Consider the following 16388-nt stretch of genomic DNA (forward strand, 5'->3'; position numbering starts at 1 on the left):
GCGCCCAGGAAGAATTCATTCATGAACTCGACCAGGTGCGCCGCATTCGGTTGATGCCGGGGGATTCCCCGGCGTCGTTAGATGGAGTGTTCAACCATGAGTCTCAATCGTCAAGAAAAGGCTGTGGTCATCGAAGAAGTCGCTGCTGAAATCAGCCGCGCCCAATCGGTCATCATCGCTGAGTACCGTGGTCTGGACGTCGCCTCCGCAACCGTATTGCGCAAAACTGCGCGTGAATCGGGCGTGTACCTGCGCGTGTTGAAAAACACGCTGGTGCGTCGCGCGCTGGCCGGCACCCCTTTCGAGGGATTGTCCGCCCAGCTCACCGGTCCGCTGATCTATGGGATCAGCGCCGACCCGGTGGCGGCCGCCAAGGTCCTGTCCGATTTCGCGAAAAGCAATGACAAGCTGGTCATCACAGGCGGGGCCCTGCCCAACAGCCTGCTGAGCCAGGATGGCGTGAAGGCCTTGGCCACCATGCCGTCCCGCGAAGAATTGCTGTCGAAGCTGCTGGGCACCATGCAGGCGCCCATCGCTCAGTTTGTGCGTACGCTCAACGAAGTGCCCACGAAGTTCGTGCGCGGCCTGGCGGCCGTTCGCGACCAGAAGCAAGCCGCGTAAGCGGCCTGCCGGCATCCCTTCGTTGCTGGAAGCGACAACCAAACCTGGCTTATTCAATTATCTGGAGTTCTAAAAATGGCAACTAAAGCTGAAATCCTGGACGCGATCGCCGCCATGAGCGTGCTCGAACTGTCCGAGCTGATCAAAGAAATGGAAGAGAAGTTCGGCGTGTCCGCCGCTGCGGCCGCTGTCGCCGTGGCCGCCGCCCCGGCCGCCGGTGGCGCTGCCGCCGCCGCTGAAGAGCAGTCCGAGTTCACGGTCGTCCTGGCCGAAGTCGGCGCCAACAAGGTCAACGTCATCAAGGCCGTGCGTGAAATCACCGGTCTGGGCCTGAAGGAAGCCAAGGACCTGGTCGACGGCGCTCCGAAGCCCGTCAAGGAAGGCGCGGACAAGGCGACCGCCGAAGACGCGAAGAAGAAGCTGGAAGAAGCCGGCGCCAAGGTCGAACTCAAGTAAGACCTTATCGCCGCGCCCGGGATGCCCGGGGAAGCGCCAGACACCTGTTTCAGGCCTGTTCTGCGCTTTCCAAAGCCTCCCGGGCTTTTGCGTTTCCAGAAAACCCGCGTTCGATGCCATGTCGCATCACGCCGAGCCGGGTTTTCCGGAGTCGTAAACCATGGCCGTGGTTGACGGCCTAAGCAACCCTCGAGTCGGAGTGCTCATGCCTTATTCGTACACCGAAAAGAAGCGCATACGCAAAAGCTTCGCCAAGCGCGAGGACGTCCAGGACGTTCCTTACCTGCTGGCGACGCAACTGCAATCGTTCAGAACCTTCCTGCAATCGGACGTCACCCCGTCCAAACGCAAGGAGGAAGGACTGCAGGCGGCCTTCAATTCGATATTTCCAATCGTCAGCCATAATCAGATGGCGCGGCTGGAATTCGTCAGCTACGTGCTGGGCACCCCCGTGTTCGACGTCAAGGAATGCCAGCAGCGCGGCCTGACCTATGCGTCGCCGCTGCGCGCCAAGGTGCGCCTGGTGCTGATGGACCGCGAGGTCAGCAAGCCCACCGTCAAGGAAGTCAAGGAACAGGAAGTCTACATGGGCGAGATGCCGCTCATGACCGACACCGGTTCCTTCGTCATCAACGGCACCGAGCGGGTCATCGTGTCCCAGTTGCACCGTTCGCCTGGCGTGTTCTTCGAACACGACCGCGGCAAGACCCACAGTTCGGGCAAGCTGCTGTTCTCCGCGCGCGTGATTCCCTACCGCGGCTCGTGGCTGGACTTCGAGTTCGATCCCAAGGACATCCTGTTCTTCCGCATCGACCGCCGCCGCAAGATGCCGGTGACGATCCTGCTGAAGGCGATCGGCATGACGCCCGAGGCCATCCTGGCCTATTTCTCCAGCTTCGATCACATCGCCCTCCACCAGGAAGGCGGCATGCTCGAATTCGTGCCCGACCGCTGGAAAGGCGAAGTCGCCCGCTTCGACATCGCCGACAAGAAGGGCAACGTCATCGTCGAGAAGGACAAGCGCATCAATGCCAAGCATCTGCGCGACCTGACCGCCGCCAAGGTCGATCACATCTCGGTGCCCGAGGACTTCCTGCTGGGCCGCGTCCTGGCCAAGAACGTCGTCAATCCGGATACCGGCGAAGTCCTGGCGCAGGCCAACGACGAGATCACCGAATCCCTGCTGGCCGAATTCCGTGCGGCGGGGATCCGCGACATCGAGACGCTCTACATCAATGAGCTGAACGAAGGCGCCTATATTTCCCAGACCCTGCGCACCGACGACACCGCCGACCAGATGGCCGCGCGCGTGGCCATCTACCGCATGATGCGCCCCGGCGAGCCGCCCACCGAAGAGGCCGTCGAAGCCCTGTTCCAGCGCCTGTTCTATTCCGAGGAAACCTACGACCTGTCGCGCGTGGGCCGGATGAAGGTCAACAGCCGCCTGGGCCGTGATACCGGCAATACGGGCCCGCTGACCCTGACCGACGAGGACATCCTCGACACCATCAAGCTGCTGGTCGAATTGCGCAACGGCCGCGGCCAGATCGACGACATCGATCACCTGGGCAATCGCCGCGTGCGCTGCGTGGGCGAACTGGCCGAGAACCAGTTCCGCGCCGGCCTGGTGCGCGTCGAGCGCGCCGTCAAGGAACGCCTGGGCCAGGCCGAGACCGAAAACCTGATGCCGCACGACCTGATCAATTCCAAGCCGATCTCGGCCGCGATCAAGGAATTCTTCGGCTCCAGCCAGTTGTCCCAGTTCATGGACCAGACCAACCCGCTGTCGGAGATCACGCACAAGCGTCGCGTTTCCGCCCTGGGGCCGGGTGGCCTGACGCGCGAACGCGCGGGCTTCGAAGTCCGCGACGTGCACCCGACCCACTACGGCCGCGTCTGCCCGATCGAAACGCCGGAAGGCCCGAACATCGGCCTGATCAATTCGCTGGCCCTGTATGCGCGCCTGAACGAGTACGGCTTTCTGGAAACGCCCTATCGCAAGATCATCGACGGCAAGGTGTCCGACCAGATCGAATACCTGTCGGCCATCGAGGAAAACAAGTACGTCATCGCCCAGGCCAACGCGGTGCTGGACGAGGAAGGCCGTTTCACCGACGACCTGGTCGCCTGCCGCGAAGCCGGCGAAACCATGTTGACCGCTCCGGCCAACGTGCACTATATGGACGTCGCGCCGTCGCAGATCGTCTCGGTCGCCGCCTCGCTGATTCCCTTCCTGGAGCACGACGACGCCAACCGCGCGTTGATGGGCGCCAACATGCAGCGCCAGGCCGTGCCCTGCCTGCGGCCCGAAAAGCCGCTGGTCGGCACCGGCATCGAGCGCACCGTCGCGGTTGACTCGGGCACGACCGTGCAGGCCGTGCGCGGCGGGATCGTGGATTTCATCGATGCCGAGCGTATCGTGATCCGCGTGAACGACGATGAGAACGTCGCCGGCGAGGTCGGCGTCGACATCTACAGCCTGAAGAAGTACACCCGTTCCAACCAGAACACCAACATCAACCAGCGGCCCATCGTGTCGCGGGGCGATCTGGTGGCGCGCGGCGACGTGTTGGCCGACGGCGCCTCCAGCGACCTGGGCGAACTCGCGCTGGGGCAGAACATGCTCATCGCGTTCATGCCCTGGAACGGCTACAACTTCGAGGATTCGGTGCTGATCTCCGAGCGCGTCGTCGCCGACGACCGCTATACGTCGATCCACATCGAAGAACTCACCGTCGTGGCCCGCGACACCAAGCTCGGGCCCGAGGAAATCACGCGCGACATCTCCAACCTGGCCGAAATCCAGCTCAACCGCCTGGATGACTCCGGGATCGTGCACATCGGCGCCGAAGTGCGCGCCGACGACGTGCTGGTCGGCAAGGTCACGCCCAAGGGCGAGACCCAACTGACCCCGGAAGAAAAGCTGCTGCGCGCCATCTTCGGCGAGAAGGCCTCCGATGTGAAGGACACCTCGCTGCGCGTGCCTTCCGGCATGGTCGGCACGGTCATCGACGTGCAGGTCTTCACCCGCGAAGGCATCGAGCGCGACAAGCGCGCCCAGTCCATCATCGACGATGAACTGCGCCGCTATCGCCAGGATCTGAACGACCAGTTGCGCATCGTCGAGAACGACGCGTTCGACCGCCTGCGCAAGACCCTGATCGGCAAGACCGCCAACGGCGGCCCGCGCAAGCTGGCCAAGAACACCGCCCTGACGGCCGAATACCTCGACGACCTGGACCGCTGGCAGTGGTTCGACATCCGCCTGGCCGACGAGGACGCCGCCGTCACGCTCGAGCAGGTCAAGGACGCGCTTGAGCAGAAACGCCACCAGTTCGACCTGGCCTTCGAGGAAAAGCGCAAGAAGCTCACGCAGGGCGACGAGCTGCCCCCGGGCGTGCTCAAGATGATCAAGGTCTACCTGGCCGTCAAACGCCGCCTGCAGCCGGGCGACAAGATGGCCGGCCGCCACGGCAACAAGGGCGTGGTCTCGCGGATCACGCCGGTCGAGGACATGCCGCACATGGCCGACGGCACCCCTGTGGACATCGTGCTCAACCCGCTGGGCGTGCCTTCGCGGATGAACATCGGGCAGGTGCTGGAAGTCCACCTGGGCTGGGCCGCCAAGGGCCTGGGCCAGCGTGTCGCCGACATGCTCGACCAGGAGCGCGGCGTGCAGGTCAAGGCCGTGCGCAAGACGCTGGAGACCATCTACAACGCGTGCGGCGGCTCGGTGAAACTCGACCAGTTGACCGACGATGAAGTGCTCACGCTGGCCAACAACCTGCGCGGCGGGGTGCCCCTGGCCACGCCGGTGTTCGACGGCGCGGCCGAGGAAGACATTACCCGCATGCTGGAAATCGCCTACCCGGATGAAGTCGCCGAGCGCCTGAAGCTCACCAGCGGCCGCACCCAGGCCTGGCTGACCGACGGCCGCACTGGCGAGCAGTTCGAGCGTCCCGTGACCGTGGGCTACATGCACTTCCTGAAACTGCACCACTTGGTGGACGACAAGATGCATGCGCGCTCCACCGGCCCGTACTCCCTGGTGACCCAGCAGCCGTTGGGCGGCAAGGCCCAGTTCGGCGGCCAGCGTTTCGGGGAAATGGAAGTCTGGGCGCTGGAAGCCTACGGCGCATCCTATACCCTGCAGGAAATGCTGACGGTGAAGTCCGACGATATCGCCGGCCGGACCAAGGTCTACGAGAACATCGTCAAGGGCGATCACGTGATCGACGCGGGCATGCCCGAGTCCTTCAACGTGCTGGTCAAGGAAATTCGATCCCTGTCCCTGGACATGGATCTGGAGCGTAAATAATGAAAGCGCTACTCGATCTCTTCAAGCAAGTCTCCCAGGACGAGCAGTTCGACGCCATCCGCATCGGCATTGCCTCGCCCGAAAAGATCCGCTCGTGGTCCTTTGGCGAGGTCCGCAAGCCCGAGACGATCAACTACCGCACGTTCAAGCCCGAGCGCGACGGCCTGTTCTGCGCCAAGATCTTCGGCCCGATCAAGGACTACGAGTGCTTGTGCGGCAAGTACAAGCGCCTGAAGCACCGCGGCGTCATCTGCGAGAAATGCGGCGTCGAAGTCACGGTGGCCAAGGTGCGCCGCGAGCGCATGGGCCACATCGAGCTGGCCAGCCCGGTGGCGCACATCTGGTTCCTGAAGTCCCTGCCTTCGCGCCTGGGCATGGTGCTCGACATGACGCTGCGCGACATCGAGCGCGTGCTCTACTTCGAAGCCTGGTGCGTGATCGAACCGGGCATGACGCCGCTCAAGCGCGGCCAGATCATGTCCGATGACGACTACCTGGCCAAGACCGAGGAATACGGCGACGATTTCCACGCCCTGATGGGCGCGGAGGCCGTGCGCGAGTTGCTGCGCAACATCGACATCGACGCCGAGGTCGAAAAACTGCGCGGCGAACTGAAGGCCACCGGCTCCGACGCCAAGATCAAGAAGATCTCCAAGCGCCTGAAGGTTCTGGAAGGCTTCCAGAAGTCCGGCATCAAGCCCGACTGGATGATCATGGAAGTGCTGCCGGTGCTGCCGCCGGATCTGCGTCCGCTGGTGCCGCTGGACGGCGGGCGCTTCGCCACGTCCGACCTGAACGACCTGTACCGCCGCGTCATCAACCGCAACAACCGCCTCAAGCGCCTGCTCGAACTGAAGGCCCCGGACATCATTCTGCGCAACGAAAAGCGCATGCTCCAGGAAGCCGTCGATTCGCTGCTGGACAACGGCCGCCGCGGCAAGGCCATGACGGGCGCCAACAAGCGCCAGCTCAAGTCCCTGGCCGACATGATCAAGGGCAAGAGCGGCCGCTTCCGCCAGAACCTGCTGGGCAAGCGCGTCGACTACTCGGGCCGCTCCGTCATCGTGGTCGGTCCGCAGTTGCGTCTGCACCAATGCGGCCTGCCCAAGCTGATGGCGCTGGAACTGTTCAAGCCCTTCATCTTCAACCGTCTCGAAATGATGGGCCTGGCGACCACCATCAAGGCGGCCAAGAAGCTGGTCGAGAGCCAGGAGCCGGTGGTCTGGGACATCCTCGAAGAGGTGATCCGCGAACACCCGGTGATGCTCAACCGCGCCCCCACGCTGCACCGCCTGGGCATCCAGGCCTTCGAGCCGCAATTGATCGAGGGCAAGGCCATCCAGTTGCACCCCCTGGTCTGCGCGGCCTTCAACGCCGACTTCGACGGCGACCAGATGGCCGTGCACGTGCCGCTGTCGCTCGAGGCCCAGTTGGAAGCCCGCACCCTGATGCTGGCCTCCAACAACGTCCTGTTCCCGGCCAACGGCGAACCCGCCATCGTGCCGTCCCAGGATATCGTGCTGGGTCTGTACTACGCCACGCGTGAGCGCATCAACGGCAAGGGCGAGGGCATGTTCCTGGCCGACCTGGCCGAGGTCCAGCGCGCCTACGACAACCACGAGGTCGAGCTACAGACGCGCATCACCACCCGCCTGCCCGAATACGTCAAGGACGAGAACGGCGAATGGAAGGCGGTCACCAGCCGCTTCCAGACCACGGTGGGCCGCGCGCTGCTGTCCGAGATCCTGCCCCATGGCCTGCCTTTCTCGGTGTTGAACAAGGCGTTGAAGAAAAAGGAAATCTCGCGCCTGATCAATATGTCGTACCGCCGCTGCGGCCTGCGCGCCACGGTGATCTTCGCCGACAAGCTGATGCAGTCGGGCTTCCGCCTGGCCACGCGCGGCGGCGTCTCGATCGCCATGGGCGACATGATCGTGCCCGACGTCAAGAACGAAATCCTGGCCCAGGCCTCCAAGGAGGTCAAGGAAATCGACAAGCAGTACTCCTCCGGCCTGGTCACCTCCCAGGAACGCTACAACAACGTGGTGGATATCTGGGGCAAGGCCGGCGATCGCGTCGGCAAGGCCATGATGGAGCAGTTGTCCACCGAGCCGGTCCTCGACCGCCACGGCAAGGAAGTCCGCCAGGAATCGTTCAACTCCATCTACATGATGGCCGACTCCGGCGCCCGGGGCTCCGCCGCCCAGATCCGCCAGTTGGCGGGGATGCGCGGCCTGATGGCCAAGCCGGACGGCTCCATCATCGAGACCCCCATCACGGCGAACTTCCGTGAAGGCCTGAACGTGCTGCAGTACTTCATCTCGACGCACGGCGCGCGCAAGGGTCTGGCCGACACCGCCCTGAAGACCGCCAACTCGGGCTACCTGACCCGCCGTCTGGTGGACGTGACCCAGGATCTGGTGATCACCGAGGACGATTGCGGCACTTCCCACGGCTATGTCATGAAGGCCATGGTCGAGGGCGGCGAAGTCATCGAACCGCTGCGCGACCGCGTGCTGGGCCGCGTGGCGGCCGCCGACGTCGTCAACCCCGACACTCAGGAAACCGTGATCCCGGCCGGCACCCTGCTGGACGAGAACCTGGTTGAATTGCTCGATGAAGTGGGCGTCGATGAGGTCAAGATCCGCACCCCGCTCACCTGCGAAACCCGCCACGGCCTGTGCGCGCACTGCTACGGCCGCGATCTTGGCCGCGGCTCGCTGGTCAGCAAGGGCGAGGCCGTCGGCGTCATCGCGGCCCAGTCCATCGGCGAACCCGGTACGCAGCTCACGATGCGGACGTTCCACATCGGCGGTGCGGCCTCTCGTTCGGCCATGGCCAGCTCGGTCGAGACCAAGTCCGCCGGCACGGTGGGCTTTGCCATCGGCCTGCGCTACCTGACCAATGCCAAGGGCGACCGCATCGCCGTGTCCCGCTCCGGCGAGATCGTCATTTATGACGACAACCGCCGCGAGCGCGAACGCCACAAGGTGCCCTACGGCGCGACCATCGCCGTGGGCGACGGCGACGCCGTCAAGGCCGGCGCCAAGCTGGCGACCTGGGATCCGCTGACGCGCCCCATCGTGTCCGAATACTCCGGCACGATCCGTTTCGCCAACATCGAGGAAGGCGTCACGGTGGCGCGCCAGGTCGACGAGATCACCGGCCTGTCCACGCTGGTCGTGATCACGCCCAAGACGCGCGGCACCAAGGGCGCGGCTGCGCGTCCGCAGATCCTGCTGCTCGACGAGCAGGGCCAGGAAATCAAGGTGGCCGGCACCGACCACGCCGTGGCGATCTCGCTGCCCGTGGGCGCGCTGATCACCGTGCGCGACGGCCAGGCCGTGGGCGTGGGCGACTTCCTTGCCCGGATTCCTCAAGAATCCCAGAAGACCCGCGACATCACCGGCGGTCTGCCGCGCGTGGCCGAGCTGTTCGAGGCCCGTTCGCCCAAGGACGCCGGCATGCTGGCCGAAGTCACCGGCACGGTCTCCTTCGGCAAGGACACCAAGGGCAAGCAGCGCCTGGTCATCACCGACATGGACGGCGTCAGCCACGAGTTCCTGATCTCCAAGGAAAAGCAGGTGCTGGTGCACGACGGCCAGGTGGTCAACAAGGGCGAACTGATCGTCGACGGTCCGGCCGACCCGCACGATATCCTGCGCCTGCAGGGCATCGAGCCGCTGGCCTCCTACATCGTCAACGAAGTCCAGGACGTCTACCGCCTGCAGGGCGTGAAGATCAACGACAAGCACATCGAAGTGATCGTGCGCCAGATGCTGCGCCGCGTGAACATCAGCAATTCCGGCGATACCAGCTTCATCACCGGCGAGCAGGTCGAACGCTCCGAGCTGCTGAACGAGAACGACCGCATGGAAGCCGAAGGCAAGATCCCGGCCACGTACGACAACGTGCTGCTGGGGATCACCAAGGCGTCCCTGTCGACCGATTCGTTCATCTCGGCGGCGTCCTTCCAGGAAACCACCCGCGTGCTCACCGAGGCCGCCATCATGGGCAAGCGCGACGAACTGCGCGGCCTGAAGGAAAACGTCATCGTCGGCCGCTTGATTCCCGCCGGGACGGGCATGTCCTATCACATCGCCCGCCACGACAAGGAAATCTTCGAGGCGGCCGAGCGCGCCGCCGCCCGCGAGCTGGCCAACCCGTTCGGGGAACCGAACGAGATGGCGCATGCGGGTTCCGAAGCCGCCGATCCGGACGCCGACGTTTCGGCCGACGGCGAGGCGCCGGCGCAGGACTGATCGCGGCGGCGGGGGGTACACGCCGCCCGCCTCGCGTCATGCGTTTCCAGCTCCCGCTCTGCCGCAAGGCAGGGCGGGTTTTTTTTCTCCGCCTGTTCTATAGTCGAGTGTCTTGCCTGGACATCATATGACCGACCGCTACGCCGTCATCGGCAACCCCATCGCCCAATCCAGATCGCCGCTGCTGCATACGGCCTTTGCGCGCCAGTTCGGCCACGATCTGCGCTACGAGGCCATTCTGGCCGCACCGGATGCCTTTCGTGAAACCGTCCTCAGCTTCATCGCCGCCGGGGGTCGCGGCATGAACGTCACCGCGCCGTTCAAGCTGGAGGCCGCCGCACTGGCGGATACCCTGACCGAACGCGCGCGTGCGGCCGGGGCCGTCAACACGCTGAAATTCGATTCCGAGGGCATCCTGGGCGACAACACGGACGGCGTCGGACTGGTCGGCGACATCCAGGACCGGCTGGGCGTGCGCCTGGCCGGACGCCGGGTGCTGGTGATCGGTGCAGGCGGTGCGACGCGCGGCATTCTGCTGCCGCTGCTGCGGGCGCAGCCCTCCGGCGTCCTGGTGGTCAACCGCACGGTCGCCCGCGCCCAGGCCCTGGCCGAGGCACTGGCGGCGCAGGGGCCCATCCTGGCCGGGCCGCTGGATGCCGCCGGCGGCCGCGAATACGACGTGGTCATTCATGCGACCTCGGCCGGCCTGAACGACGGGGCGGCGCCCGCCGTGGACTACCGCGTGGCGGCCGGTGGCCTGGCCTACGATCTGGCCTATGGCGAGGACACCCCCTTCATGCGCCAGGCCCGCGAACGCGGTGCCGCGCGCACGGTCGACGGCCTGGGCATGCTGGTGGGCCAGGCCGCCGAATCCTACCGCATCTGGCGCGGCGTGCTGCCCGATGTACGCCCCGTCCTGGAGCAGTTGAAACTGGCCTGATGCCCCATGGATGCGAATCGCCCCGCACGGGTCTGGCTGGGACCCCTGCTCATGTGCGTGGCCAGCCTGTTCTTTTCCGTGCTGGATGCGGGCACCAAATATCTGACGGCCGGCTACCCCGTGAACCAGATCGTCTGGATGCGGTACATGGCCCAGGCCCTGGCCGTCGGCCTGATCTTTCTGCCGGGCATGGGGCGCAGCCTGTTCCACGCCCATCGTTACGGCATCCAGTTGTTTCGCGGGCTGTGCCTGTGCTGCGGCAGTGTGATGGTGATCAACGGCCTGGCACGGCTGCCCCTGGCCGAGACGACCGCCATCGTCTTCATGGCGCCGGTGCTCATCACGGTGCTCTCGGGCCTGTTGCTGAAGGAGAAGGCCCGCCGGCTGGATTGGATCGCCGTGGCCTGCGGCTTCGCGGGGGTGCTCATCATCGTCCGGCCCGGCGGCGGGCTGCTGACCTGGGCGGTGCTGTTTCCCGTGGGGTCCGCCATTTGCAACGCGTGCTACCAACTCGTCACGCGTTCCTCGCGCAGTTCCGAGCATCCCGCCACCAGCAATCTGTATACCGGCCTGATCGGCGCGCTGGTCCTGACGCCCTGGGGCGCCATGGCCTGGACGCCCATGGCCTGGGCCGACCTCTTGCTGGTGGCCGGCCTGGGCGCCGTGGCCGCGCTGGGGCACCTGATCATGACCCACGCCCTGCTGCACGCGCCGGCCGCCACGCTGGGGCCCTACGGCTACACCCAGATATTCTGGGCCACGTTGTTGGGCTGGCTGGCTTTTTCGACGGTACCGGATGCCATGACCTGGCTGGGGATGCTGATCATCGCGGGGGGCGGCCTGATGCTGACCTCAGGGCCGCTGCTGCGGCGCTGGGTGCTGGCCCGGCGGGGCTGAAAAGAACCGTCTCGCCGCCTCCAGGCAGTGCCGGATCCACGCCTGTGCGCCCAGGCGGGCGCATTGCGCATCATTGGGGATTTCGACGCTGATCGGGATGTCTTGCGGCAGGCGTGCGAATATTCCTTGAAGATTGATCTCTCCTTCTCCAGGGGCCAGGCGGGCGGACCGCGAAGTCTGGATCAGTTCGTCGAGGGAGGCGGGAATCGCGGCGGGCGCATCGCAGATCTGCGCGTAGTGGATCATGGGCCGGGGCAGATCCGCCAGATCGTCCAGCGTGCTGGCCGAGCGTGAGAAATGCAGCGGATCGATCAGTACGCCGCCGTTGGGCTGATCGGCGGCTTCGACCACCCGCCGGGCGGCCGTGAGGCTGTTCGTGGCCAGCCAGGGCATGAATTCCAGGTCCGCGCTCAACCCGTGGGGGCGGCAGGCTTCGCAGAGTCGCGCAAAGGAATCCGCCAGGCGCGCGGCGTCGGCGTCCTCGCCGGACACCAGGACGTTCCGGGCGCCCAGCCGTGCCCCCGTCTCAAGGAAGGGCAGGCAGGCATCGACCTCGAACGAGGCGCCGAGCCGAATGATTTCGATGTCCTCGACACGCACGCCGGTATCGTGCATGAGCGCCAGCGTTTCGCGCAGCCGGTCGGGATTCCCCATCAGGTCGTAGGCGATGCCGCCGGGCGTGAAGGGCAGCAGGCGCAGTCCGCAGGCGTCGTAACCGGCTTGCGCGGCCGCCTGGATCATGGCCGGCGGGTCCAGGGACAGCAAGGTCAAATGGGCCAGGGAGTAGCGGCGTTGCATGGATGACCTCTGGTGTGGACGATGGCTTGCTGCGGCCGGCCCTAAGCCAGCATGGAGCGCAGAATCGTATCGATGACGCTGGCGCGGCGCCGGGCGTAGACCTCGGGATCCATGACGTCGCGGCGGAAGATCAGCGAGAACGTGTGCCGGTTCGAGACGTTGAAGAAGCACAGCGCGCTGATGGAGGCATGCAGGTCGATCGGATCCAGGCCCGGCCTGAACAGACCCTCTTCGCAGCCGCGCGCATAGATGTCGCGGATGCTGCGGATGACCGGGACGTTCAGATCCTTGATGGTCGTCGATTGGGCCAGGTAGCGGCCGTAGTGCATGTTTTCGTTCATGACCAGGCGCACGAAGTCGGGGTTGTGAGACTGGTAGTCGAAGGTAAATCCCACCAGGGTCCGCATGGCTTCGTCCGGCGCCAGGTTCTCGAGGTTCAGGCTGCCTTCAATTTCGCGGATGCGGTGGTAGGACTCTTCCAGCGCGGCCAGGTACAGCGCCTGCTTGCTCTTGAAGTAGTAGTAGATCATCCGCTTGCTGGCACAGGTCTGTTCGGCGATTTCGTCGATGCGTGCGCCGGCCAGGCCCTTGTGGGCGAACTCGCGGATGGCGATTTCCAGAATGTTGCGTCGGGTGGCCGCGGCGTCGTTGTTGCGTGGATTGGCGGGCGGGGCTTGTGTCATGGCAGGGGGCGGAAACCGGATGTTTGCAGTGAAGACATGGCGAAGGTTCAGGCGTCCAGGCGCGTCTGCGCCAAGGCGACCGCCGCCCGCAGGGCCAGCAGGTAGCTGTCCGCGCCGAAGCCCGCGATCTGGCCCCGGCACACCTCGGCAATGACCGAGGTGTGGCGGAACGGCTCGCGCGCGTGGATGTTGGACATATGGACCTCGACGATCGGCACCGTCAGGATGGCCAGCGCGTCGCGGATGCCATAGCTGTAGTGCGTCCAGGCGCCGGCGTTGATCAGCACGGCCTGCGTGCCGTCGGAATGGGCGCGGTGGATGCGTTCGCACAGGGCACCTTCGCAGTTGCTCTGGAAACATTCGATCTCGGCGCCCAGCTCGCCGGCCAATTCACCCAGCCGGGCATCGATCTGCGCCAGGGTCGTCGTGCCGTATTGCTTCGGGTCGCGCTGGCCGAACATATTGAGATTGATGCCGTGCAGCACGAGAATTTTCATGGGGGGTCCTGTCGATGAAGGGAAGGGAGGCGGGCTGGCGCCGGAGCGGCGCCAGCCCGCCCACCGGGTTTATTGCTTTTGTTGGCGGATCTTGTCAAGTTCGGCGTACATCGATTGGATCGAGGCTTCGCCGACCTCCTGAGCGTACTTCTCCACGACAGGCTTGACCAGGGCGCGCATTTTATCCATGTCTTCAGGTGACATTTCGGTGACCTGCATGCCGTGTTTCTTCAAGGTTTCGAGGGCTTTGGACGCCGCATCGCGCGAGACCTGGCGCTGATAGACGGCGGCTTCGACAGCGGCCTCCCGGATCAGCTTCTGCTCGTCGGCGCTCAGTGTGTCCCAGAACTTCTTGCTGAAGATGACGGATTGCGGATTGTAGATGTGGCGCGTGACGGCCAGGTATTTCTGTACCTCGTCGAACTTGGCGTTCAGGATCACCGTGAACGGATTTTCCTGGCCATCGACTGCGCCTTGTTCCAGTGCGTTGTAGACCTCGGGCCAGGCCAGCGGCGTGGGATTGGCGCCCAACGCCTTGAATACGTCCACGTAGATGGGAGACTGGATCACCCGCAGTTTCAGGCCGGCGATGTCCTCGGGCTTGTTGATCGGATGCTTGCCGTTGGTGATGTTGCGAAAGCCCAGGTCGAAATACGCCAGGCCCACCAAGCCCTTGTCCAGCAGCTTCTGGTGCAGCGCTTGCCCGAAGGGGCCGTCCACCAGGGCGTCGACTTCCTTGTCGCCGTTGAACAGGAATGGAAAGTCGTAGGCGGCGAAGTCTTTGACCTGGGCCTGCAGGATGCCCGAGTTCAGGACCGTGGCCTCAATGGTGCCGCCCTGCAGTGCCGAGACGGTTTCCAGGTCGCCGCCCAGCACGCCGCCCGGAAACAGACGCACGCGGATCTTGTTGCCGGATTTCTGCGCGACCAGATCGGCGAACTTCTGCATGCCGATGACCTGGGGGTGGCCCTTGTTGTTCTGCGAGGCGAATTTGATCGTGTGTTCGTGGATGTCGGCGGCATGGCTTGGCGCCAGCGCGGCCAGGCCCAGACTCAGGGCGGTGAGGGAGGAAAGGACGAATCGTTTCATGTTTTGTCTCCTGGATGAGTGTTATCAGTAAAGCCAGTGGGCGGGAACGAGAACGAGGTCGGGGAACAGCACCAGCAGGAACAACACTGCGAGCTGGGCCAGCATGAACGGCAGCGCACCGCGCGTGGTGTCGTCCATGCTGAGGCGTCCCACGCCGGCGACCGTGTTGAGCACCGTGCCGACGGGGGGCGTGATCAGGCCGATGGCGTTGTTGAGGATGAAAAGCACGCCGAAGTAAACGGGATCGATGCCGGCGGCCTTGATGGCCGGCATCATGACCGGGGTCAGAATCAGGATGGTGGGCGTCATGTCCATGGCCGTGCCCACCAGCACCACCAGGACCATGGCCGCGATCATGAGCAGCATCGGCTCGTCGATCAGCGGTTCGAGCAGGTCCACCATGCGGTCGGGCAGGCCGGCGACGGTGATGAGCCAGGCGCTGACCATCGCGGCGGCCACCAGCAGCATGATGACGGCGCTGACCTTGGCCGAGTGGTAGAACGCCTGGTAGAAGCTTTTCCAGGTCATCTCGCGGTAAATCACCGTGGATACGAACAGGGCGTACACTGCGGCGACCACGGCCGCCTCGGTAGGGGTGAACACCCCGAAGCGCAGGCCCACGACGATGATGACGGGCATGCCCAGCGCCCAGATGCCCTCGCGCGCGGCGTGCAGGACTTCGCGCAGGGATTTCCGGGGCGCGGTCGTCAGCTTTTCGCGGCGGATCAGCCAGGTCCAGGTGATCCACAATGCGGCGCCCATCAGCAGTCCGGGCACGATGCCGGCCAGAAACAGCTTGGAGATCGAGACGTTGGCCGAAACGCCGAAGATGATCAGACCGATGCTGGGCGGGAGCACCGGTGCGATGATTCCGGCCGAGGCGATCAGCCCCGCAGAGCGCTTCTTGTCGTAGCCGGCCGCTGTCATCATGGGCAGCAGCAGGGCGGTCATGGCGGCGGCGTCGGCCACGGCGGATCCTGAAAGCGCCGCCATCAGGCAGGCGGTGATGATGGTGACGTAGCCCAGGCCGCCCCGGACGTGTCCCACCAGCACCATGGCGAAATCGACGATCCGTCGCGACAGGCCGCCCACGGTCATGATCTCTCCGGCCAGCATGAAAAACGGCACCGCCAGCAGCGGGAAGCTGTTGGCGCCGTTGATCAGGTTCTGGGCCAGGATCTGGGCGTCGAACATGTCCAGGTGCCACATCAGCGCGGCGGCCGAGACGAGCAGGGCGAACGCGATCGGGATGCCAATGGCCATGGCGCCCAGCAGCGAGACGAGGAAGGTCGTGAGGATCATGCCTGTTCCCCGGTTTCGTCCAGGAACCGGTCCACGGTCGTCATGGGCGAAGTAGCCAGCGTGAGCAGATCGCAGAGCAGGATCAGGGCGCCGGCAACGCTGAAGACGATGCCGCTGGCGTAGAACCAGCCCATCGACACGCCTGTGATGGGGGCGGCCACCGGAAGATTGATGCGGGTTTGGTCGAGCGAGCCGGAGAACACCAGCCAACAGATGCCCAGCATGATCAGCCGGCCGGCAATCAGACTGGCGCGCCGGCCGGCCGGGCCGAGCGCACGCACGACGAAGTTCGATCCCAGATGGGCATTTTCGCGCAGGGCGATGACACTGCCCAGAAACGTCACCCAGATGAACAGCATGCGGGACACTTCTTCCGACACGATGATGCCGGAGTTCAAGCCGTAGCGCAGCACCACATTGCCGAACACCAGGATCACCATGATCATCAGCATGGCGGCGATCAGGGCCTGCAGGCACCGGCTGAACGCATCGAGGAAGCTGTTCAAGTCGCTCTCCTTGAATCGG

General features: G+C 64.8%; 12 protein-coding genes. 6 read left to right on the forward strand and 6 right to left on the reverse strand.

Going from position 1 to position 16388, the window contains the following annotated elements:
- The first annotated feature begins 96 nt into the window (after positions 1–96).
- From rplJ to ABRZ00_RS05405, 6 genes are all read left to right on the forward strand, one after another.
- Positions 97–621 (forward strand): 50S ribosomal protein L10, encoded by a 525-nt coding sequence (rplJ, locus tag ABRZ00_RS05380; RefSeq protein ID WP_343835964.1) that lies wholly within the window; start codon positions 97–99, stop codon positions 619–621.
- 75 nt (positions 622–696) lie between these two features.
- A complete protein-coding gene (rplL, locus tag ABRZ00_RS05385) occupies positions 697–1077 on the forward strand; it encodes a 50S ribosomal protein L7/L12 (RefSeq protein ID WP_343835963.1) in 381 nt (126 codons plus the stop codon).
- Between the two features lie 205 nt (positions 1078–1282).
- Positions 1283–5395, forward strand: coding sequence for a DNA-directed RNA polymerase subunit beta (gene rpoB, locus ABRZ00_RS05390; protein ID WP_343835962.1), 4113 nt, complete (start codon positions 1283–1285; stop codon positions 5393–5395).
- On the forward strand, positions 5395–9657 hold the full coding sequence (gene rpoC / locus ABRZ00_RS05395) for a DNA-directed RNA polymerase subunit beta' (protein ID WP_368642698.1): 4263 nt from the start codon (positions 5395–5397) through the stop codon (positions 9655–9657). Before rpoB ends, rpoC begins: the two co-directional genes overlap by 1 nt.
- A 127-nt stretch (positions 9658–9784) precedes the next feature.
- Complete coding sequence (gene aroE, locus ABRZ00_RS05400; RefSeq protein WP_368642697.1) at positions 9785–10597, forward strand: shikimate dehydrogenase; 813 nt, start codon at positions 9785–9787, stop codon at positions 10595–10597.
- Positions 10598–10603: 6 nt separating this feature from the next.
- Positions 10604–11494, forward strand: coding sequence for a DMT family transporter (locus ABRZ00_RS05405; RefSeq protein ID WP_368642696.1), 891 nt, complete (start codon positions 10604–10606; stop codon positions 11492–11494).
- Here ABRZ00_RS05405 and ABRZ00_RS05410 read toward each other — a convergent pair.
- The 6 genes from ABRZ00_RS05410 to ABRZ00_RS05435 all read right to left on the reverse strand — a co-directional run bounded on the left by ABRZ00_RS05410 (position 11450) and on the right by ABRZ00_RS05435 (position 16369).
- Positions 11450–12292 (reverse strand): sugar phosphate isomerase/epimerase family protein, encoded by an 843-nt coding sequence (locus tag ABRZ00_RS05410; protein WP_368642695.1) that lies wholly within the window; start codon positions 12290–12292, stop codon positions 11450–11452. The two genes, ABRZ00_RS05405 and ABRZ00_RS05410, sit on opposite strands and share 45 nt — an antisense overlap.
- A gap of 41 nt (positions 12293–12333) precedes the next feature.
- On the reverse strand, positions 12334–12975 hold the full coding sequence (locus ABRZ00_RS05415; protein WP_368642694.1) for a TetR family transcriptional regulator: 642 nt from the start codon (positions 12973–12975) through the stop codon (positions 12334–12336).
- A gap of 47 nt (positions 12976–13022) precedes the next feature.
- The gene (gene aroQ, locus ABRZ00_RS05420) at positions 13023–13472 is read right to left on the reverse strand and encodes a type II 3-dehydroquinate dehydratase (protein WP_368642693.1); all 450 of its coding nucleotides are present in this window, start codon (positions 13470–13472) and stop codon (positions 13023–13025) included.
- A gap of 69 nt (positions 13473–13541) precedes the next feature.
- Positions 13542–14561 (reverse strand): TRAP transporter substrate-binding protein, encoded by a 1020-nt coding sequence (locus ABRZ00_RS05425; RefSeq protein WP_368642692.1) that lies wholly within the window; start codon positions 14559–14561, stop codon positions 13542–13544.
- A gap of 24 nt (positions 14562–14585) precedes the next feature.
- Positions 14586–15863: a TRAP transporter large permease subunit gene (locus ABRZ00_RS05430; protein WP_368642691.1), complete on the reverse strand. Its 1278-nt coding sequence runs from the start codon at positions 15861–15863 to the stop codon at positions 14586–14588.
- Positions 15860–16369: a TRAP transporter small permease gene (locus tag ABRZ00_RS05435; RefSeq protein WP_368642690.1), complete on the reverse strand. Its 510-nt coding sequence runs from the start codon at positions 16367–16369 to the stop codon at positions 15860–15862. The genes ABRZ00_RS05430 and ABRZ00_RS05435 overlap by 4 nt, the downstream gene beginning before the upstream one ends.
- Positions 16370–16388: the final 19 nt, after the last annotated feature.

Source organism: Castellaniella ginsengisoli, from assembly GCF_040955415.1.
GTDB lineage: Bacteria > Pseudomonadota > Gammaproteobacteria > Burkholderiales > Burkholderiaceae_B > Castellaniella > Castellaniella ginsengisoli.